The sequence below is a fragment of the Blastochloris sulfoviridis genome, assembly GCF_008630065.1.
Classification (GTDB): domain Bacteria; phylum Pseudomonadota; class Alphaproteobacteria; order Rhizobiales; family Xanthobacteraceae; genus Blastochloris; species Blastochloris sulfoviridis.
In genome coordinates this window covers 1-20136 of the sequence record NZ_VWPL01000034.1, presented here as the reverse complement: position 1 = coordinate 20136, position 20136 = coordinate 1, and the positions used below count along the sequence as shown (strand labels likewise).

The following is a 20136-nucleotide window of genomic DNA, read 5'->3' as shown; positions in this document are numbered from 1 at the left end:
TCTGTACCCCTCACCCGGCTCGACCTCGCTTTGCTCGGTCTCGCCACCCTCTCCCGCAAGGGGAGAGGGAAGAAGAGAGCCGATCACCGGGAAGCCGCCTGGGACGGCGGCCGGCGATGCGCTGTTTCGCGACAGGCCGGGTTTTCCCTTTGGCGATTGTGGTTTAGGACAGCGCATTCGACACGGGGCTGTTCCCATGGTTGACCTTCTGAAGCTCGCCGCCCTCGACGCCGACGACCTGGAGACGATCTCGGCCCATCTGCAGGATGCCGTCGTCGCCGTGGGCGACATGGCCTACCTGCCGCGCGAGCGGCATTTCGCCATGGTGGTCAACCGCTTCGACTGGCTGGCCGCCCAGGGCCTGCGGCCCGAGGCCCGCCGCCGGCGCGCCGGCCTGCAGGTCCACCGCGTGCTGCATGCCGCCACCCACGGCTTCTCGCCGGCCGACTCCGAGCGGGTGCTGAACCTGCTGGCCATCACGTTTGCGCCGGCCGAGCCGCCCGCCGGCACCATCACCCTGGTGTTCTCCGCCGGTGCCGCGGTGCGGCTCGATGTCGAATGCATCGAGGTCGCGCTGTCCGATCTCGGCCCCGTCTGGGCGGCCAAGCGGACGCCAGCCCACGAGGAAGATGCCTGAGGTCGCAAACGCGGCCGGCACCGCCGCCGGCTCGCGACGTCGAAGCCCTCGCGCAGCTTGAAGGGCCCCGGGATTCGAAAGATCCTTGGAATTCTCCCGTCGCGTTCTAGAAAGTTGACGACATGCCGGTTCGCCTTGCCACCACCGAGTCCGACTTCGCCGCCCGGTTCGCCGACCTCCTGGCGACCAAGCGCGAGACCGCCGAGGATGTCGAGGCTTCGGTGCGCGCCATCATTGCCGACGTCGCCGCCCGCGGCGATGCCGCGCTGATCGACTGTTCGCGGCGCTTCGACCGCATCGACCTCGATAAGGTTGGCATCCGCGTGCCGCAGGCCGACATCGACGCCGCGCTCGATGCCGTCGAGCCCGAGACGCTGAAGGCCCTCGAATTCGCCTGCGACCGCATTGTCGCCTACCACCAGCGCCAGCTTCCCAGCGACGACCGCTGGCGCGACGCGCTCGGCGTCGAGCTCGGCTATCGCTGGACGCCGGTGGAGGCCGCCGGCCTCTACGTGCCGGGCGGCACCGCCGCCTATCCGTCCTCGGTGCTGATGAACGCGGTGCCGGCCAAGGTGGCCGGCGTGCCGCGCCTCGTCGTCACCGTGCCGGCGCCGGGCGGGGTGCTGAACCCGCTGGTGCTGGCGGCGGCCAAGCTCGCCGGCGTCGACGAGGTGCACCGCGTCGGCGGCGCCCAGGCCATCGCCGCGCTGGCCCATGGCACCGAGACCATCCGCCCGGTCGCCAAGATCGTCGGCCCCGGCAACGCCTATGTTGCGTGCGCCAAGCGGCTGGTGTTCGGCCGCGTCGGCATCGACATGATCGCCGGCCCCTCCGAGGTGCTGATCCTCGCCGACCGCCACGGCAACCCGGACTGGATCGCCGCCGACCTGCTCGCCCAGGCCGAGCACGACCCCTCCGCCCAGTCGATCCTGATCACCGACGACGCCGCGCTCATCGACGCGGTCGCAGCCGCCGTCGAGCGGCAATTGAAGACCCTGTCGCGCGCCGAAGCGGCCGGCGCGTCGTGGCGGGACTATGGCGCCCTCATCCTGGTGCGCGACTTCGAGGAGGCGATCCCGCTCGCCGACCGCATCGCCGCCGAGCACCTGGAGATCGCCACCGAGGACGCCGAGGCGCTGGCCGCGCGCATCAACAATGCCGGCGCCATCTTCCTCGGCCACCACACGCCCGAGGCGGTGGGCGACTATGTCGCCGGCTCCAACCACGTGCTGCCGACCGCGCGCTCGGCCCGCTTCTCCTCCGGGCTCGGCGTGCTCGACTTCATGAAGCGCACCTCGCTCCTGCGCTGCGACGCCGAGGCGCTGCGGGCGCTCGGGCCAGCCGCGATCGCGCTTGCGCGCGCCGAGGGGCTCGACGCCCACGCGCGCTCCGTCGCGATCCGCCTCAATCCGGACCACGCATGAACCGGCCTGTCCGCGATCCGAGCCGGCGGTTGATCGCAGTCACTCTGGACGAGGACTCGATCGGCCGCTCCAACCCGGACGTCGAGCACGAGCGGGCGACCGCGATCTACGACCTGCTGGAAGACAATCAGTTCGAGCCGGTCGGCCACGCCGCCGGCCCCTACGCGCTGCACCTGTCGATCCAGGACAACCGGCTGGTGTTCGACATCCGCCGTGCCGATGGCCGGCCGGTGGTGGCGCACCTGCTGTCGCTCACGCCGTTCCGGCGGGTGGTGAAGGACTATTTTATGGTGTGCGACAGCTATTACACGGCCATCCGCACCCAGACGCCGAGCCACATCGAGGCGGTCGACATGGGCCGCCGGGCGCTCCACAACGAGGGCTCCGAGCTCCTGGCCGAGCGCCTGAAGGACAAGGTGGCGATCGACTTCGACACCGCGCGGCGCCTGTTCACGCTGATCTGCGCCCTCCACTGGAAGGGGTGATACGGTTTCCGGTTGATTGGTTCGGCTTCTTCCTTCCCTCTCCCCTTGTGGGAGAGGGTGGCGAGACCGAGCAAAGCGAGGTCGAGCCGGGTGAGGGGTGCATACGGGAGCACGCTGGAAGATTCACCCCTCACCCGCCTCGCGATCTCACGATCGCTCGGCACCCTCTCCCGCAAGGGGAGAGGGAAAGAGCGCGGCTCCCGGCCAGCGGTTGTTCTGAAGGGATCAAACGGAAACCGTATGACCCGGTGGAAAGGGTGAACAGGTGGAAAGGGTGAACAGGTGACTGGGGCCGGGGGCAAGCTGCCGCAGTCGGTGCTGTTCGCCTGCCGCATGAATTCCATCCGCTCGCCGATGGCCGCGGCCATCCTGCGCCGCGTCTTCCGCCGCCTGATGTACGTGACCTCGGTCGGCATCCTGAAGGGCGCGCACGACCCCTTCGTCGACGTGGTGATGGCCGAGATCGGCATCGACATGTCGAAGCACAGGCCCAAGACCTTCGACGAGCTGGAGGAGCTGGAGGGGCTGAATTTCGATCTGGTGATCTCGCTGTCGCCGGAGGCCCACCACCGCGCCATCGAGATGACCCGCACGCTGTCGGTCGACATCGAATACTGGCCGACGCCGGAGCCGGACCAGCATGCGGGCAGCCGCGAGCAGTGCCTTGCCGCCTACCGTGAGGTGCGCGACCTGTTGTTGCACCGAATCCGTGCAAGATTTGTTGGTCAACAGCTAGATTTCCGGAATAATCCCGAGTTTCGGCAATCGCCATAACCTTTCGTCAAAACTGATCGATCATCTTCGACTCCAGTCAGGTACAGCGTCAGTCCGCGACCGGCGGGAGGAGACAATGACCGAGCGACGCCAGCAATACCGGGATCGAACGCTGCGCGGCGCGCGCATCGCCTTCGGCAACATGTCGATCACCATGGATTGCGTGGTCCGCGACCTCACGCCCGGCGGTGCCCGGCTGCGGCTGCCGTCGACCATCGGCGTGCCCTCCATGTTTCACCTGTTGCACGAACGCGACGGCTCCATCCGCCGCTGCAGGTTGGCTTGGCGCACCGAGACCGAGGTCGGCGTCGAGTTCATCGATCAGGCTGCGGCTGCCCAGGGCGCTGCGGGCACCTGAGGCCGGACCGCATGGACGGGACCCTGCGGGTCCAGGCGGTATGGCCGGAACAGCCCCCGTCATCGCCGGGCTTGTCCGGCGATCCCGATGATCCTGGCCACTTGCGTGCCGCCCTGATTCTCGATACCGCCGCGGTCCTATCGAGATCGCCGGGCCAAGCCCGGCGAAGACCACGGCGAGAGCGCGCGAGCATGCCATGTCGGCCTGCGTGGAGCGGAGGCTGTCGGCCCGGTCGCTGGCGACGAAAGACTCCAAAGTCATGCCCCACGCGGACCGGCATGAGGCCGTCCGGCCGCGACGCCCGCCGAAGAACTGCTTGAATTTCCCGCCGCCGTGGGCGAAGTGCTGCCGGGGCCGTCGGCCGACTCGCCGCCGTCTCGCCCGCTTCGTCGCTGGAGGGGGTACCCAGCCCGGAGCGTCATCCGGTTTCCGGCCGATCCCTTCGGGATACCGGAAACGGCCTCGCCGAAATATCCTTGATCGGAAGAGGGATTTTTCGGCGACCGGAATACGAAACTCCGGCCGGATCGGCCGGATTTCGTATAACAGTTCCACCTCAAGCAGCCTTTGCCCGCGCCCGGCGCGGGGTCCGGAACCCGCAATGAGTGCGCCTACACCCGGCCGCCTGAACCTGATCCTCGCCTCGGGCTCCCCGCGCCGCCTGGCGCTGCTCGACCAGGCCGGCATCGTGCCCGACCGGCTGATGCCCGCCGAGATCGACGAGACGCCCAAGCGCGGCGAGCTGCCGCGCACGCTGGCCGCCCGCCTCGCCGCCGAGAAGGCGGCCAAGGCCCTCGAAATCCTGGCCCGCGATCCCGAGCATCGCGGCGGGCTGGTGCTGGCCGCCGATACGGTTGTGGCGGTCGGCCGCCGCATCCTGCCCAAGCCGGAGCTGGTCGACGAGGCCGCCGCCTGCCTCAAGCTGCTGTCGGGCCGCTCGCACCGCGTCTATACCGGGGTGGCGCTGGTGAACGCCGCGGGGCACGTGCGCACGCGGCTGGCCGAGACGCGGCTGCGCTTCAAGCGGCTGTCGCGCGAGGATGTCGAGGCCTATCTCGGCTCGGGCGAGTGGCGCGGCAAGGCCGGCGGCTACGCCGTGCAGGGGCTGGCCGGCACCTTCGTGGTCAAGCTGGTGGGGTCCTACACCGGCGTGGTCGGCCTGCCGCTCTACGAGACGCTGGGCCTGCTGGCCGGCGAGGGCTATCCGGTCCATGCCGGCTGGGCCAACCGACTTTAGAGCATCCGCCGATCTCGTTGAACCAGGCGGACGCTCTAAGTTTCTGGTTTGTCGCATTTTCTTTCGCACAACCGGTATCCACTTGTGCGGAAAATGCTCCAAGTTATTGAGTTGTCGCATTCTCTTTTCGCAAAACCGGTTCCCACTTTTGCGGAGAATGCTCAAGCGGCCGGCGACCATGACCGATCCGTCCAAGCCCGACCCGGCCAAGCCCGATACGGCCAAGTCCGCGCCGCCGCGCCGCTGCCCGATCTGCGGCAAGCCGGCGGAGGTGCGCTGGCGGCCGTTCTGCTCCAGGCGCTGCGCCGACATCGACCTCAACCGCTGGTTCACCGGCGCCTACGCCGTGCCGGCGGTCGAGGACGACGAGACTCCGCCGGAGGAGGGCGGGGAGGGGTGACGCTCAGCGGGACGTAGGGCGGGATAGCGAAGCGTATCCCGCCATTTTCCACGCCGGCCCCTCGGCGCAAGACGCTGTGGCGATTGCGCTCTACGCTTGCTTGGCGCCTGTTATTGGCCGGTTTTCGACGCGACTCCGCTGATGGCGCTCCAGATCGAAGCGATGTCGACGCCGGCAATTTGGCCGACAATGACGACGCCGATCAGCAGCAGCGTATAGAAAAATGACGCCACGATCGATGTGGAGACAGCGCGTAAGAATGTCCCCCGGAGTGCATCCTCTCTTATTTTTGGGGCATTCTCATCCAGAACCGACGCCGCAAACGAATTTACGATACCGGTGGCTTGCTGGCGTGTGCCTTCGATCAGGGACGGGGTCCACATCGCGACGTACGCCGCCAGCTCTTCATCGTTCGGTTTGCGGCCGTTCTTGGCAAAGAAATCCGTCGCCCATTCGCGCTTGCGAATCTTGTAGAGACAGTAAGCAACCATTTCCGCAACTTGCGGATGCTCGGCGTTTACAAGTTTGTCAAATATCGGATTGAAATGGTTGTTATTATCCGTCACGTCACTTCTCGACAGGACGTTTGATCGCTGACTGAATTTTTTCGGCCGCAGCTCGATTTGCCCGTGACAGCGTATCGCTCTCGATGAGCGTCACTCTGCCGATTCCAGGAACGGACATATACCGCCCCGTCGCCGCGCCGCGCTTCACGACGACGTATCCATCTTTCGGGGGTGCTGGATCATTGGCGCAGGCCACAACATCACCACTCTTGAGACCCGTCTTCTTGAATGCCATCACGTTCTCCGGCGCCACGGCTTCAACATCGACTGTGTGTACACTCTCACCCAACGACACTTAAAGATGCTCCGCGCCGGAGCGGAAGGCAACGGACACCCCTTGGTTTCGTTGCCGGCCTGCAGCGCCTCCTCGCAGGCCAACGCCCCCGCTGGCCTGCGCCCCCTCCGCGACGCGAGAGCGTCCGCCGATCCGGTTGAGCCGGGCGGACGCTCTAAGTTCTTGGTTTATCGCATTCTCTTTCGCAAAACCGGTCCCCACTTTTGCGGAGAATGCTCTAAATTCCCCCCATGACCGACGCCCCCCGCCCGAATCTGCCCGAATTCTCCGTCACCGAGCTGTCCGCCGCGCTCAAGCGCACGGTGGAGGACGCGTACCCCTACGTGCGGGTGCGCGGCGAGGTCACCGGCTTTCGCGGCGTCCATGCCTCCGGCCACTGCTATTTCGCGCTCAAGGATGCCGGCGCCCGCATCGAGGCGGTGGTCTGGAAGGGCGTCTATGGCCGGCTGCGCTTCAAGCCCGAGGAGGGGCTGGAGGTGGTGGCGACCGGCAAGCTCACCACCTATCCCGGCTCCTCGAAGTACCAGATCGTCATCGACTCGATCGAGCCGGCGGGCGCCGGCGCGCTGATGGCGCTCTTGGAGCAGCGCAAGGCCATGCTGGCCAGGGAGGGGCTGTTCGATGCCGCCCGCAAGCAGCTTCTGCCGTTTCTGCCGGCCGTCATCGGCGTCATCACCTCGCCGACCGGCGCGGTGATCCGCGACATTCTCCACCGCCTCGCCGACCGCTTTCCGCGCCACGTGATCGTGTGGCCGGTCAGGGTGCAGGGCGAGACCTCGGCCGCCGAGGTCGCCGCCGCCATCCGCGGCTTCAACGCCCTGCCGCTGGGCGGGCCGATCCCCCGGCCGGATCTGCTGATCGTCGCCCGCGGCGGCGGCTCGCTGGAGGATCTGTGGTCGTTCAACGAGGAGATCGTGGTGCGCGCCGCCGCCGACAGCGACATTCCGCTGATCGCCGCGGTCGGCCACGAGACCGACACCACCCTGATCGACTACGCCGCCGACGTGCGCGCGCCCACCCCCACCGGCGCGGCCGAGATGGCGGTGCCGGTGCGGGCCGAGCTTCTGGCCCAGGTCGCCGACCGCGGCGGCCGGCTCACCGGCGCGCTGGTCCGCCTCGTCCAGCGCCGCCGGGACCTGCTGCGCGCCGCCGCCCGCGCTTTGCCGCGGGCCGATGTGCTGCTGGCCGGCCCCCGCCAGCGGCTGGATGCCGCCGAAGCCCGCCTGCCGCGGGCGCTCACCGCCAACACCCATCTGCACCGGGCGGCGCTGCTGCGGGTGGCCGGGCGGCTCGTGCCGCAGGCGCTTTCCTGGCGGCTGGACCGCGAGACGCGCCGCGTCGACGCGCTGGCGCAGCGGCTGGCGATGGCGCGGGCGACCCAGGTGCGCGCCGCCCGCGAGCGCATCGCCCATGACCGCCAGCGCGCCGAAGCGCTCGGCGCGCGGCTCAAGCCTGCCGTCGCGCGGGCGCTGGCCGGCCGGCGCGAGCGGCTGGAGGGGCGGGCGGCGCTGCTCGACGCGCTGTCCTATCACGCGGTGCTGGCGCGCGGCTTCGCCCTGGTGCGCGACACGGCGGGCCGCGCCGTGCGTGCCGCCGCCGCGGTGCAGCCGGGCGACCGGCTGGAGATCCAGTTCGCCGACGGCCGCACCCCGGTGGTGGCCGGCGGCGTGCCACAGCGCCCGGCCCGCCGCCGCGGCAAGCCCGATCAGGGCTCGCTGTTCGAGTGATGCGGTTGCCGCTTGACCGGCTCGGAGTGGTCGCCGGCCGGGAGCCGCCTTTCTTCCCTCTCCCCTTGCGGGAGAGGGTGCCGAGCGATCGTGAGATCGCGAGGCGGGTGAGGGGTGAATCTTCAAGCGCGCGCCCACATTTACCCCTCACCCGGCTCGACCTCGCTAACGCTCGGTCTCGCCACCCTCTCCCGCAAGGGGAGAGGGAAGAAGAAGCCGAGCTGATCGTCCGGAAACGTAGGACGGGCGGGCGACAGACGCTTGGCGGCGGCCGCGCGCGGCATTATGTCTGCGTATTGGCCGGCCACGCGGGCGCGGCGCAGTTGCCGGGAGGGTGCCGTGCTCAACCGCTACGATCGATCGCCCCATCCGGTCGGCGAGGCCGAGGTGAGATATCTGGACGGCGATTTCCGGGTCATCCGCCCGGGCGCCTATGTCCGCTGTGCCGTGACCGGCGAGCCGATCCCGCTGGACGAGCTGAAATATTGGAGCGTCGACCGGCAGGAGGCCTACGCCACGCCGGCCGCGGTGCTGGCCCGGCTGCAAGCCGAGCGCGAGGGCTGACGAGGGAGCGTCGTCCCGGCCAAGCGGCGAAGCCGCGCGAGCCGGGACCGTGCGCAGGAAAGGGACGGCTTTTGTCCGGAGAGCGATCCCGGCTCGGCGCTGTGCGCCGTCCGGGATGACGACAACAGGCAACTGCGACAATGGTCAACTGCGCCGCCGGTTCACGGCATCCTGAAGCAGCCCGCGCAGCGTCTCGACCTCCTCGAACACCAGGCGCACCGGCAGCGCCCGGCAGGCGCAAGCAAGCCGCGCCAGGGCTGGGTCGCCGCGCAATCGCACCAGATCCTTCTCGGTGGTCACCAGCGCCAGCCTTTCGGCGGCGGCGCGATCGAGCAGGCGCGCCGCGTCCGCCGCGCTGTAGCGGTGGTGATCGGGGAAGGCCGCGAAGCGCTTTGCCGGCCGGCCGAGGCTTTGAAGCGTGTCGGCGAACTTCTGCGGCCGGCCGATGCCGGCGAACGCCAGGAGATCGCCCAGCCCGTCGAGGGCGCGGGCGTCGGGCACAAGCCGGGCGCGCAGCACCGGCAGGCCCGCTTCTGCTGCGAGCGCATCGCCCGCCCGGCCCTCGCCGATCAGCACCAGGGCGCCTGAGCGCGCAAGCTGCGGTTTGAGCGGCGCCCGCAGCGGCCCGGCCGGAAACACCAGCCCGTTGCCGAGGCCGACCGCGGCGTCGATCACCAGGAGCGACAGATCCTTCGACAGCGACGGGTTCTGGAAGCCGTCGTCCATCACCACCACGCTGCCGAGCGTGGCGGCCAGCGCCGCGCCGGCCGGCCGGTCGCGGGCAACCACGGTGGGGGCGGCGCGGGCGAGCAGCAGCGGCTCGTCGCCGACCTCGGCCGAGGTGTCGCGGGCGGCATCGACCACATGCGGCCCGGTCACCCGCCCGCCATAGCCGCGCGTGAGAAACACCGGCTCTTCGCCCATCTCCGCCAGCAGGCCGGAAAGCGCGATCGCCGTCGGCGTCTTGCCGGCGCCGCCCAGCGTCGGATTGCCGACGCAGATCACCGGCCGCGCCGCGCGGGCGCCTTGGCCGTCGAGGCGGGAGGCGGCGATGGCGCCATAGAGCGCCGAAGCCGGCCGCAGCAGGGCCGCAGCCGCGCCCGGCTCGCGCCACCAGAAGGCCGGGGCGCGCATCAGGTACTGCCGAGGCGAAGCTGGATCAGATAGGGGTCGATCGCCGCCAGCGTGCGCTCCAGCGCGCCGGTGAACTGCTCGACCGTGGCGCGGCCGTCGAGCGCGATGCGCCTCACCGTCTCGGGGCTGGCGAGCAGCAGCGCCAGGGCGCGGGCGAGCGCGCCGACATCGGCGACCGCCATCGCTCCGCGCGCCTGATCGAGCGCCTCGTAGACCTCGGCGAAATTGAACACATGCGGGCCGTGCAGCACGGCGCATTCGAGCTTGGCCGGCTCGATCGGGTTCTGCCCGCCGCGCTTCACCAGCGAGCCGCCCATGAACACGATCGGCGCCAGCCGGTAGAACAGGCCGAGCTCGCCGATGGTGTCGGCGACATAGACCCCGGTGCCTTGGTCGGGCAGATGGCCGCGCGAGCGCTGCAGCGCCACCAGCCCCTCCCGCTCGGCCAGCGCCGCCACCTCGGCGCCGCGCTCGGGATGGCGCGGCACGACGATGGTGAGGAGCCCCGGCGAATGGTCGCGCAGCGCCCGGTGGGCGGCGTAGATCGCGCTCTCCTCGCCGGGATGGGTGGAGGCGGCGAGCACCACCGGCCGCCCGGCGATGCGCTGGGCCAGCGCCGCCACCTCATGGGCGTCGGCGGGCGGCGGCGGCGTGTCGAACTTGAGGTTGCCGGTGGTGCTCACCCGCGGCGTGCCCAGCGCCTCGTAGCGCCGCGCCGCCTCGCGGCTCTGGGCGAGGCACAGGTCGATGCGCGACAGCAGCGAACCCGAGACCGACCTCAGGTTGGACCACCGCTGGAACGAGGTCTCCGACATGCGGCCATTGACCAGGATCACCGGCGTGCCGCGCCCGGTGGTCTGCACGATCAAATTGGGCCACAGCTCGGATTCGGCGAACAGCGCCAGGTCGGGCTGCCAGTGGCCGAGGAAGCGCGCCACATAGGCCGGCACGTCGAGCGGCGCGAACTGGTGGATGACGCCCGGCGGCGCCCGGCGCCCGGCGAGCTGCGCCGAGGTCAGCGTGCCCGAGGTGAGCAGGATGTTGAAGCCGCGGCCGGCCAGCCGGTCGAGCAGCGGCATGATCGCCAGCGTCTCGCCGACGCTGGCGCCGTGCGTCCAGATCAGCGGGCCCGGCGGCCGGGCGGCGGAGGCATTGCCGTAGCGCTCGCCCAGCCGTTCGGAGTCTTCCTTGCCGCGGCGCACCCGGCGGTCGAGATAGAGCGGCACCAAGGGCCGCACACCCGCCGCCAAGCCGCGATAGGCGGCCAGCGCGAGCCCACTCCAGACAGGTCTGCCCATCGGTCAGCGTGGTCCTCGGCCGGTCAGCTCGGCCGCGCGTTGGTGCGCGGCTTCGAGGCGATCCTGCAGCAGACGGCGGCAGGCTTCCAGTTCCGTATCGTCAGACTCGGGTGAAATGCGTATGGGGTCGCCGACCACGAAGGCCAGCCGCGCGAACGGCAGGTCGACGCTCGCCTTGTCCCAGGAGGGCAGCACGATGCGGCGGCTCGATTCGATGGCGAGCGGATAGATCGGCCGGCCGCTGGCGCGCGCCAGCATCACCACGCCGAGCCCGGCCTTGCGCGAGATCTTCGGCACGTCGGCGGTCACCGCGATGTTGAAGCCGTCGGCCAGGCTGTCGACCATCTCCAGGAAGGCCGAGACGCCGCCCTTGCGGTGGAAGCGGCCCTTGTGGTCGCCCGAGCCGCGAATGGTGCCGACCCCGAAGCGCTCGGCGGCGATGGCGTTGATGTCGCCGTCGGCGTGGCGCGACACCAGCACCTTGGCCTTCATCCCCGGCCTCATGACGAACGGCGAGAGGAAATGCTGGCCATGCCAGAAGGTCAGGATGATCGGCAGATCGGGGCCGAGCCGGTCGTAGACGTCGAGCGGCTCCCACACCGGGCGCGCGGTGCGGGCGACCAGACGCAGATAGCCGGCCAGAAAGGCACCGGCAGCCCGCCGGAATGCCGGCGAGCGGGCAAGACGCTTCCACACGGGATCAGGTCCGCGGTTTGTGCTCGGGATCGAGCAGACGGTGCAGGTGGACGATGAAGTAGCGCATATGGGCGTTGTCGGCTGCCGTCATGCGGGGCGCTCGGCGAGGGGAGGGGGGACGAAGCTGGCGAGACGGGCGAGCAGGGGCTGGTGCATTGCGGCGCCGGCCGCAACCAGGGCGCCATGCACGGGCTTCGGACGGTTGAACACCAGATCCGCGCCGGCATGCGTCGTCAGCCGGCCGCCGGCTTCGTGCATCAAAAGGTCGGCCGCCGCAAGGTCCCAGTCATTGCCGCCGGCCCCGGCGAAGGCGGCGTCGAGCGTGCCCTCCGCCACCCGGGCGATGCGCAGCGCCAGCGAGCGCACCCGCTCGACCTGCCCCGCGTCCGCCAGGATCGTCGTCACCGCCGGATAGCCCTGCTTGGGGCCGGCCATGCGGGCGCCGGCCGGGTCGGTGCGGCTGCCCGCCCGGATCGGCACGCCGTTGCGGGTGGCGCCGCGGCCGCGGCTGGCGGAGAACATCTCGCGCGACACCGGGGCGAACAGCACCGCGGCGATGGCCCGGCCATCCTCCACCAGCGCCGCCGAGATCGACCAGTCGGTGCCGCCGGCCATGTAGGCGCGGGTGCCGTCGATCGGATCGACGATCCACAGCCGCCGGCGGGTCAGCCGCTCGGCGGAATCCTGGGTCTCCTCCGACAGCCAGCCATAGGCGGGGGCGCGGGCGATCAGCCGCTGGCGCAGGAAGACGTCGATGGCGACGTCGGCTTCCGTCACCGGCGACTTGGCGGCGCCCTTGGTCCAGGACCGCGGATCGGCGCGGAAGAACCGCAGCGCGATGTCGCCGGCCTCGGCCACCGCCTCGACGAGGGCGGCGCGCGCCGCCTCCGGATCGGCGAGGGGGTCAGCGCCCGGCAATTGTCAGCCCCTCCACCCGCAGCGTCGGCGCGTTGGTCGAATAGCGGAATTCGAGGTCGTCGGCCGGCGTCAGCGCGCGGAACATGTCGGCGAGGTTGCCGGCGATGGTCACCTCGGCCACCGGATAGGTGAGCTCGCCATTCTCGATCCACACGCCCGACGCGCCGCGCGAATAGTCGCCGGTGACGATGCTGGCGCCCATGCCGATCAGGTCGGTGATGTAGAAGCCGTCCCGGATGTCGGCGATCAGGGCGCGCGGGCTCGCCTGCCCGGCGGCGAGGTAGAGATTGGACGGCGACGGGCTCGGCGACCCGCCCGTGCCGCGGTGGGCGTGGCCGGTGGTGGCGAGGCCCAGTTCGCGGGCGGTGGCGGAATCGAGCAGCCAGGAGGCGAGCACGCCGTCCTCGACCACCGCCAGCGGCGCCCCGGCCACGCCCTCGCCGTCGAACGGGCGCGAGCCCAGGCCGCGCCGGCGCAGCGGATCGTCGATGACGCGGGTGCCGGGCGGCAGGATCGCGGTGCCGAGCTTGTCCAGCAGGAAGCTGGTGCCGCGGGCGATCGCCGCGCCATTGATCGCCGAGGCGATGTGGCCGACCAGGCTGTTGGCGACGCGCGGGTCGAAGATCACCGGCACGCGGGTGGTGGCGACCTTCCGCGGGTTGAGCCGGCGCACGGCGCGCTCGGCGGCCTTGCGGCCGAGCGCGGCGGCATCCTCGAGGTCGGCGGCATGGCGCGCCGAGCTGTACTCCCAGTCCTGCTCCATCGCCGTGCCCTCGCCGGCGATGGCGGTCGTCGACAGGCTGTGCTGGGACGCGACATAGGCGCCGCGGAAGCCCTCCGACGTCGCCAGCACGAAGCCGCCGAGCCCGGCCGAGGCCGACGCGCCGCTCGACTTGGTGACGCCGGGCACGGCGAGCGCGGCCTCCTCGGCGGCGCGGGCCAGCGCCTCCAGCGCCGTGGCGCCGGGCAGGGTGGGATCGAGCAGATCGAGGTCGGGCACGCTTTGCGCCAGCCGGCCGGGATCGGCGAGGCCGGCGAACGGATCCTCGGGCGCGGCGCGCGCCATCGCCACCGCCCGCTCGGCAAGCCGGTCGGGATTGAGCCGCACCGCGTCATTGGTGGAGACGACCGCCTGCCGCCGGCCGACGAACACCCGCAGGCCGAAATCGTCGTTCTCGGAGCGGGTGCCTTCCTCGACCCGGCCCTCGCGCACATCGACCGACAGCGACACGCTGCGGATGGCGACGGCATCGGCCTGATCGGCGCCCGCCTTGCGGGCGGCAGTGAGGAGATTCTGGACGCGCTCTTCCAGCGCCGACAGGTCGACGAGATCGGTCATGGGTGTCCTTTCGAGTCCGGTTTAGAGCATTTTCCGCCAAAGGGGATACCGGTTTTGCGAAACGCCCGCAGCACCGGCCGGATGACGCTGCGTCACGCCTCCCGCCCTTGCCGCCGTCATCGCCGCCGCCTATCACCGTGCTCGCGCGCTCTCCCCACCGTCATCGCCGACCCGCCGCCCATCACCGTGCTCGCACGCTCTCTCCCCCGTCATCGCCGGGACAAGCCCGGCGACGACGACGGAAAGAACGCAACAATGGCGCATCACATGCGCATCATCGGGCCGTGGGGCGGGCCCTTGCCGTCCGAGCCCCAGGGGCCGAACCGGCGCTCGCTGAACCGCAGCAGCGCGCCGAGCCGGCGCTTCTGGGCGTCGTCGAGCTTGGCGTGCAGCGGCGTCACCGCCTCGATGAGCTGCTTGAGATCGGCCGCCGATTCCGACATCCGGTCGGCGCGCAGCTTCAGGCGCTCCAGCACGTCGAGCGGCCCCTTGCTCTCGGCGCGCAGCTTGCGGATCTCGTCCCTCCGGGCCTGACGCTTGGCCGCTTCGTCGCGAATGGCCTTCTCCACCGGCGGCCACAGCTTCTCCTGCTCGGACGTGAGCTTGAGCCCGGCCTTCAGCGCGGCGAGGCGGGCATCGAGCATGGCGGCGCGATCGGCCGCGTCGGGCTGCCAGCGGCTGGCGCGCGGCGACGCCGAACCGTCCGAACCCGACGCCGGCTGGGCTTGGGCTTGGGCGACGGTGCCCGCCAGTCCGGCGGCCAGCGCCGCACCCAGCACCAGTGTGGAAATCTTCATGACGTCCTCCATGCGAAGTTGATGCGCACACCATCGCCCGCCGGACGCCGAAAGGCAATTTAAGCTTTTGTAATAATGAGAGAATTTGTCTCCGTTCCTGAATGGCTGTTCATCTTGCGGGCGGTGATGGCGGATGGTGATTGCGGCGTGGTGCGCCCGCGGGCGCGTGCGTGGGTGCGTAGGCGGGTGCGGGACTCACGCCGGGGGGAAATATGGCTGAATCATGTCCAGCCGTTTGAATGCGGATGCTGGCGAAACGCCGCGGGTGCATATTTTCATTCAAAGCACGCCCGTCGCGGCACCGGTAAATCGGGTTGCGCAGGTGGTGCGGTTCGAGAGGTCGCCAGGGGCATCCTTGAAACGGGCGTTCGCTCGCTCGTGTCGATCCGATGCTAAAGGGCGCTGGTCTGCGCCGACGGCGGTACCTGTCCCGCACCGATCCGCCCGAGTGGTCATCCCGCCCTCTATCGGGATCGACCGTCGAGGTGCAAGCGACGGGCGTGCTGCCCGGGGGGGGGGATTATATCCACCCGTGAGAAGGATCGCCGGCATCGTCTGCGATGAAGGTGCAGATATTTTCTGCGCCGAAGATGCAGACATCGTCTGCACCGAAGAGAGTGTCTGAACATCGTGTCTGCGCTGAAGAGCCCGGGGATCGCACGGCGATCCGCCGGGTTTTTCATGTGCCGCAGACCGCCCTCAGCGCCAGTCGCCGCGGATCGCCTGCACCAGCGCCAGCGCGGCGACGGCCGCGGTGTCGGCGCGCAGGATGCGCGGGCCGAGCGACAGCCGCACCACGCCGGGCAGCGCGGCGAGCCGCTCGCGCTCGGCCGGGTCGAACCCGCCCTCCGGCCCCACCAGCACCGCGAGCGGCCCCTTGGGGGCTGCGGCCAGCGCCGCCGGCGCGCCACCGGGCGGGGCGTCCTCGTCGCAGAACACCAGCGTGCGCTCGGCCGGCCACGCCGCGAGGAGATCGTCGAGCGCGGCCACGGGGCGGACCTCGGCGACCGACAGGATGCCGCACTGCTCGGCCGCCTCGATGGCGTTGGCGTGCATGCGCTCCAGATTGACGCGCGAGGCCTGGGTGCGCCGCGTCATCACCGGCTGCAGCACGCTAGCGCCCATCTCGACCGCCTTCTGCACCATGTAGTCAAGCCGCGCGTGCTTGAGCGGCGCGAACAGGTACCAGAGGTCGCACGGGACGCTCTGCGGCCGGGTCTGGCCGCGCAGCACCAGCATGGCGCCGCGCTTCTTCAGGTCGGCGATGCGCGCGCGCCATTCGCCGTCGCGGCCGTTGAAGAGAAGAACCTCATCGCCGACCCGCAGCCGCAGCACATTGGCGAGGTAATTGGTCGCGTCCGGTCCAATCGAAATCTCGGCGTCGGGCGCGAACTGGCCTTCGGCAAACAGCCGGACGGCGTCGAACTCATATGCGGCCATGGTTGGGCTTTCCGTGGTCAGCGACTATGCTGGCGTCATCATTGCCTTGATACTGGATTCGGATCCCGGCGTGATTCCGTTGTTGGACCGGGTGAGGCTGCCGGCCCGGCGCAATGGATGTGGCACAATGGATGTGGCACGGCGGATTTGACGCGGTCCCGACCGGTCGGGATTGGCGCCCTTTGGCTGATAGGCTGTCGAGCCTGAGTTGAGCGTGTCTCCCCGCAGCTTCGGTTGCGTCCCCCCCCCCCTCACGCAAGGTGCTCTCATGGAGGCCATCCGCCTTCCCGATACGCTGCAGGGCGCGATCATCCTCAGCATCATCGACTTCTTCCTGAGCTTCGTGATCATCGCCGGCATCGGGGTGGTGCTGTCGCTGTTTCCGCTGATCAACCGCATCGGGCAGAAGCCTGCGCAGCCGGCGGCCGAACGCGATCCGGCGCCGACGCGCCCTGTCGCGCCCGACGGGATTCCGGCGGCGCACCTGCCGGTCATCGCCGCCGCCGTGCACGCGGTCGTCCGCGCCGGCCACATCCTGCGCATCGACGGTCCGCTGCCGGGATCGAGCTGGGCCGACCAGGGCCGCGCCCGCCTGCTCGCCCACGCCGCCGGCGCCGCAAGCCGCGCCCGCCCGAACGAGCCGCTGGCCCCGCCCAGCGGGTCGACTGACGCCTGACCACCAGCAGAGCGACAGAGACACAGAGACAATGTTCAGCGAAATCCTCGCCTTCCTCGGCGCGCTCTACGAGCAGACCGGCATCGCCCATTTCTGGTGGGGCAACATGGTGATGATCGCCGTCGGCATCACCATGATCTACCTCGCCATCGCCAAGCATTACGAGCCGTTCCTTTTGATCGGCATCGGCTTCGCCTGCGTGGTGGCCAATGTGCCGGGCTCCGACCTCATATTGCCCGGCGGGCTGTTCTGGTACGCCTACCAGGGCGTGGCGCTGCTCATCATCCCGCCGCTGATCTTCCTCGGCGTCGGCGCCATGACCGATTTCGGGCCGATGATCGCCAATCCCAAGCTGGTGATCCTGGGGGCCGGCGCGCACCTCGGCATCTTCGTGGCGCTGATCGGCGCCAAGCTGCTCGGCTTCACCCTCAACGAGGCCGGCGCCATCGGCATCATCGGCGGCGCCGACGGGCCGATGGCGATCTTCGTCACCATGAAGCTGGCGCCCGATCTGCTGCCGCAGATCTCGGTCGCCGCCTACTCCTACATGGCGCTGATGCCGATGATCCAGCCGCCGGTAATGCGGCTGCTCACCACCAAGGCCGAGCGCCGCATCCAGATGGCGCAGATGCGCACCGTGAGCCGCGCCGAGCGTATCGCCTTCCCCTTGGTGATGGGGTTCATCGTCAACATGTTCTTCCCGCCGGTCGCCCCGCTCATCACCATGCTGATGCTGGGCAACCTCCTGCGCGAGGTCGGCGTGGTCGACCGCCTCGCCCGCACCGCGGCGGGCGGGCTGATGAACGTCATCACCATCACCCTGACGCTGGCCATCGGCTCGACCATGTCGGCCGACCGCTTCCTCACCGTTCAGACCCTGGAGATCGTGGCGCTGGGCCTCGTCGCCTTCGTGTTCGGCACGGCGTCGGGCGTCGTCACCGCCAAGATCATGAACCTGTTCCTGACGAACAAGATCAACCCGCTGATCGGCTCGGCCGGCATCGCCTCGGTGCCGATCGCGGCCCGGGTGTCGCACGTCGTCGCGCTGCAGGAGAACCGCAACAACTTCCTGATCATGCACGCGATGGGGCCGAACCTCGCCGGGGTGTTCGGCACCGCCATCTCCGGCGGCATCATGCTGGCGCTGCTCGGCGTGCGCTGATCGCCAAAATGTGAACCCGTCCGCGCGGGGCTCGGCACGCCGCACACGCCCCGCGCGATGGCGGCACCCTGCCGCCCGGTCCGCGCTGCCTTGCCCAGACCACGATATCGCGTTAGAGCGAAATCCAGGAACGTGGAATTTGGTTTCGCGTCGAGCCGCGTCGGACCTGCTGCCGCGTCGTGCCTGTTGCTGCGTTGGACCTGTTGCTGCGTCGGACCTGTTGCTGCGTTGGACCTGCTGCCGCCGTGGACGCGGCGGGCGGGTGCCTCGGGTCCACCCGGTTTCCTGCGGGCGGGTTGCCGTTCAGACGGGTTGCCCGCGACCGTGCCACACGAGCTGGAACCTTGTCATGCGTCGCCTCCGCATCCTGACGATCGCTGCCGCCCTCGCTGCCTGCGCCGGACCCGAAGCCCTGGCCCAGCAGAACTGCGTCGAGGATTTCGCAAGGCTCCGCCAGGACGCCGAAAAGCGCGCCGGCGAGGTCAAGGCGGCGGGCGAGCGCAAGGTGCCGCCGCGGGAAATGTGCCAGGCGATCCGCCGCTTCGCCGAGAGCGAGGCCAAGGTGGTCAAGTACCTGGAAGAGAACCAGCCCTGGTGCCAGATTCCGCCGCAGGTGGTCGCGCAGGCCAAGAACAGCCACGCCCGCACCCTCAAGGCCCGCACCCAGGTCTGCTCGGCGAAGCCGGTGGCCGCCCCCGACCGTCCGGCGAAGCCCTCGGGCCCGGGCATCGGCTCGCTCAGCGGGCCGACCGGCATCGGCGGCGGCACCACCAACCCGACCAATCCGGGCACGCAGGGCTCGGGCATCTTCTCAACCTTGGGCGGGTCATCGCGGTGAGCGGACAGACAGCGCACGACATCCGCGTCGCCGACGCGGTTCCCGACCATTGGGCGGACAAGTACACTCCGCTCGGCGTGAGGCCCTATCTGCGGCTGGCGCGGATCGAGCGGCCGATCGGCTGGTGGCTTTTGCTGCTGCCGTGCTGGTGGTCGGCGGCGCTGGCCGCCATCGCCGGCGGCGCGGCCTATCCGAACCCGTGGCACCTCGTGCTGTTTTTGATCGGCGCCATCGCCATGCGCGGCGCCGGCTGCACCTGGAACGACATTCTCGACCGCGACATCGACCTCAAGGTCGAGCGTACCCGCCAGCGGCCGCTGGCCTCGGGCCAGATCCGCACCCGGGCGGCGGCCGCCTTCCTGCTGGGGCTGGGGCTGATCGGGTTCGCCGTGCTGGTCCAGTTCAACGGCTTCACCATCGTCCTCGGCCTGATCTCGATGCTGGTGGTGGCCATCTACCCGCTGATGAAGCGCATCACCTGGTGGCCGCAGGCGTTCCTCGGGCTCGCCTTCTCCTGGGGGGCGCTGATGGGGTGGGCCGGCGCCTTCGGCCGGCTCGACCTGCCGCCGCTCCTGCTCTATGCCGGCGCGATCGCCTGGGTGATCGGCTACGACACGATCTACGCCCACCAGGACCGCGAGGACGACGAGCTGGTCGGCGTCAAGTCGACCGCGCGGCTGTTCGGCACCCGCTCGCGCGAGGCGCTGATCGCGCTCTATGGCGCGGCGGCGGTGCTGATCGGCGCGGCGGTGGTGCTGGCCGGCGGCCACGCCATCGCGCTCATTGGCGTGGCGGCGTTCGCCGGCCATCTCGCCTGGCAGATCCGCCGGCTCGACATCGCCGACCCGGCGCTGTGCCTGAGGCTGTTCAAGTCGAACCGCGAGGCCGGGCTGATCCTGTTTCTCGCCCTCGGCCTCGATGCCGCGGTGCAGGCGCTGGCCTGACGCACGTCGTCCCGGAGGGGTAACGGCGTCGTTCCGGGGCGGGTGACGCACGTCGTCCCGGGCCGAGCGAAGCGAGGACCCGGGACCGTTTGCAGGATGGGGTGTCTCTTCCGGATGACGATCCCGGCTCGGCGCTGCGCGCCGTCCGGGATGACGAGGCCCGGACTGTCGTCCCGGGCAAGGGCCGCAGGCCCGCGACCCGGGACCGGTTGCAGGACGGGGGGCTCTTCCGGATAACGATCCCGGCTCTCGCTGACGCTCGGCCGGGATGACGAGGCCCGGACTGTCGTCCCGGGCAAGCGGCGGCAGCCGCGCGACCCGGGACCGTTTGCAGGACGGGGGGCTCTTCCGGATAACGATCCCGGCTCTCGCTGACGCTCGGCCGGGATGACGAGGCCCGGACTGTCGTCCCGGGCAAGCGGCGGCA

At 70.1% G+C, this 20136-nt stretch carries 21 protein-coding genes and 1 pseudogene; 13 read left to right on the top strand and 9 right to left on the bottom strand.

Features of this window, described 5'->3' with window-relative positions:
* The first annotated feature begins 196 nt into the window (after nucleotides 1–196).
* The 7 genes from F1193_RS14500 to yacG all read left to right on the top strand — a co-directional run bounded on the left by F1193_RS14500 (nucleotide 197) and on the right by yacG (nucleotide 5315).
* Entirely contained in the window at nucleotides 197–637 is a 441-nt protein-coding gene (locus F1193_RS14500; RefSeq protein ID WP_150098513.1) for a DUF2948 family protein, read from the top strand.
* 122 nt (nucleotides 638–759) lie between these two features.
* Entirely contained in the window at nucleotides 760–2061 is a 1302-nt protein-coding gene (gene hisD / locus F1193_RS14495) for a histidinol dehydrogenase (protein WP_150098512.1), read from the top strand.
* Nucleotides 2058–2546: a UPF0262 family protein gene (locus tag F1193_RS14490; RefSeq protein WP_150098511.1), complete on the top strand. Its 489-nt coding sequence runs from the start codon at nucleotides 2058–2060 to the stop codon at nucleotides 2544–2546. The genes hisD and F1193_RS14490 overlap by 4 nt, the downstream gene beginning before the upstream one ends.
* Before the next feature lie 282 nt (nucleotides 2547–2828).
* Nucleotides 2829–3320 (top strand): arsenate-mycothiol transferase ArsC, encoded by a 492-nt coding sequence (locus F1193_RS14485; protein ID WP_281287257.1) that lies wholly within the window; start codon nucleotides 2829–2831, stop codon nucleotides 3318–3320.
* A 76-nt stretch (nucleotides 3321–3396) separates the two neighbouring features.
* Nucleotides 3397–3678 (top strand): PilZ domain-containing protein, encoded by a 282-nt coding sequence (locus tag F1193_RS14480; protein WP_150098510.1) that lies wholly within the window; start codon nucleotides 3397–3399, stop codon nucleotides 3676–3678.
* A gap of 601 nt (nucleotides 3679–4279) precedes the next feature.
* Entirely contained in the window at nucleotides 4280–4915 is a 636-nt protein-coding gene (locus tag F1193_RS14475; RefSeq protein WP_150098509.1) for a Maf-like protein, read from the top strand.
* 157 nt (nucleotides 4916–5072) lie between these two features.
* Entirely contained in the window at nucleotides 5073–5315 is a 243-nt protein-coding gene (gene yacG / locus F1193_RS14470; RefSeq protein ID WP_425457245.1) for a DNA gyrase inhibitor YacG, read from the top strand.
* Between the two features lie 110 nt (nucleotides 5316–5425).
* Here the strand turns inward: yacG and F1193_RS14465 are convergent, their stop codons facing one another.
* On the bottom strand, nucleotides 5426–5881 hold the full coding sequence (locus F1193_RS14465; RefSeq protein ID WP_246164431.1) for a hypothetical protein: 456 nt from the start codon (nucleotides 5879–5881) through the stop codon (nucleotides 5426–5428).
* Nucleotide 5882: 1 nt separating this feature from the next.
* Nucleotides 5883–6116: a hypothetical protein gene (locus tag F1193_RS14460; RefSeq protein ID WP_150098506.1), complete on the bottom strand. Its 234-nt coding sequence runs from the start codon at nucleotides 6114–6116 to the stop codon at nucleotides 5883–5885.
* A 290-nt stretch (nucleotides 6117–6406) separates the two neighbouring features.
* Here F1193_RS14460 and xseA point away from each other — a divergent pair, with 290 nt between their 5' ends.
* Nucleotides 6407–7903, top strand: a complete 1497-nt coding sequence (xseA, locus tag F1193_RS14455) for an exodeoxyribonuclease VII large subunit (protein ID WP_150098505.1) — start codon at nucleotides 6407–6409, stop codon at nucleotides 7901–7903.
* Nucleotides 7904–8242: 339 nt separating this feature from the next.
* Nucleotides 8243–8467 carry a DUF2093 domain-containing protein gene (locus F1193_RS14450; protein WP_246164429.1) on the top strand — a complete coding sequence of 75 codons (225 nt, stop codon included), beginning with the start codon at nucleotides 8243–8245 and terminating at the stop codon, nucleotides 8465–8467.
* 144 nt (nucleotides 8468–8611) lie between these two features.
* On the opposite strand, the pseudogene lpxK reads toward F1193_RS14450, so the two are convergent.
* From lpxK to F1193_RS14410, 7 genes and pseudogenes are all read right to left on the bottom strand, one after another.
* A pseudogene (lpxK, locus tag F1193_RS14445) lies at nucleotides 8612–9574 on the bottom strand (tetraacyldisaccharide 4'-kinase); the annotation flags it as partial.
* 26 nt (nucleotides 9575–9600) lie between these two features.
* Nucleotides 9601–10899 (bottom strand): 3-deoxy-D-manno-octulosonic acid transferase, encoded by a 1299-nt coding sequence (locus F1193_RS14440; RefSeq protein ID WP_150098502.1) that lies wholly within the window; start codon nucleotides 10897–10899, stop codon nucleotides 9601–9603.
* 3 nt (nucleotides 10900–10902) lie between these two features.
* Complete coding sequence (locus F1193_RS14435; protein WP_150098501.1) at nucleotides 10903–11595, bottom strand: lysophospholipid acyltransferase family protein; 693 nt, start codon at nucleotides 11593–11595, stop codon at nucleotides 10903–10905.
* Nucleotides 11596–11682: 87 nt separating this feature from the next.
* Complete coding sequence (locus F1193_RS14425; RefSeq protein ID WP_150098500.1) at nucleotides 11683–12513, bottom strand: 3'(2'),5'-bisphosphate nucleotidase CysQ; 831 nt, start codon at nucleotides 12511–12513, stop codon at nucleotides 11683–11685.
* Complete coding sequence (locus F1193_RS14420; protein WP_150098499.1) at nucleotides 12500–13852, bottom strand: TldD/PmbA family protein; 1353 nt, start codon at nucleotides 13850–13852, stop codon at nucleotides 12500–12502. The genes F1193_RS14425 and F1193_RS14420 overlap by 14 nt, the downstream gene beginning before the upstream one ends.
* A 263-nt stretch (nucleotides 13853–14115) precedes the next feature.
* A complete protein-coding gene (locus F1193_RS14415; RefSeq protein WP_170263675.1) occupies nucleotides 14116–14649 on the bottom strand; it encodes a Spy/CpxP family protein refolding chaperone in 534 nt (177 codons plus the stop codon).
* A gap of 699 nt (nucleotides 14650–15348) precedes the next feature.
* Nucleotides 15349–16089, bottom strand: coding sequence for a 16S rRNA (uracil(1498)-N(3))-methyltransferase (locus tag F1193_RS14410; protein WP_150098497.1), 741 nt, complete (start codon nucleotides 16087–16089; stop codon nucleotides 15349–15351).
* A gap of 268 nt (nucleotides 16090–16357) precedes the next feature.
* Between F1193_RS14410 and F1193_RS14405 the strand changes: the two genes are divergently transcribed.
* The 4 genes from F1193_RS14405 (at nucleotide 16358) to ubiA (ending at nucleotide 19709) form a co-directional block, all read left to right on the top strand.
* A complete protein-coding gene (locus F1193_RS14405) occupies nucleotides 16358–16765 on the top strand; it encodes a hypothetical protein (protein ID WP_150098496.1) in 408 nt (135 codons plus the stop codon).
* A gap of 31 nt (nucleotides 16766–16796) precedes the next feature.
* Complete coding sequence (locus F1193_RS14400; RefSeq protein WP_150098495.1) at nucleotides 16797–17927, top strand: sodium ion-translocating decarboxylase subunit beta; 1131 nt, start codon at nucleotides 16797–16799, stop codon at nucleotides 17925–17927.
* Between the two features lie 349 nt (nucleotides 17928–18276).
* Nucleotides 18277–18765 carry a hypothetical protein gene (locus F1193_RS17520; protein ID WP_246164427.1) on the top strand — a complete coding sequence of 163 codons (489 nt, stop codon included), beginning with the start codon at nucleotides 18277–18279 and terminating at the stop codon, nucleotides 18763–18765.
* Nucleotides 18762–19709 carry a 4-hydroxybenzoate octaprenyltransferase gene (gene ubiA, locus F1193_RS17515; protein ID WP_246164426.1) on the top strand — a complete coding sequence of 316 codons (948 nt, stop codon included), beginning with the start codon at nucleotides 18762–18764 and terminating at the stop codon, nucleotides 19707–19709. Before F1193_RS17520 ends, ubiA begins: the two co-directional genes overlap by 4 nt.
* Nucleotides 19710–20136 lie beyond the last annotated feature (427 nt).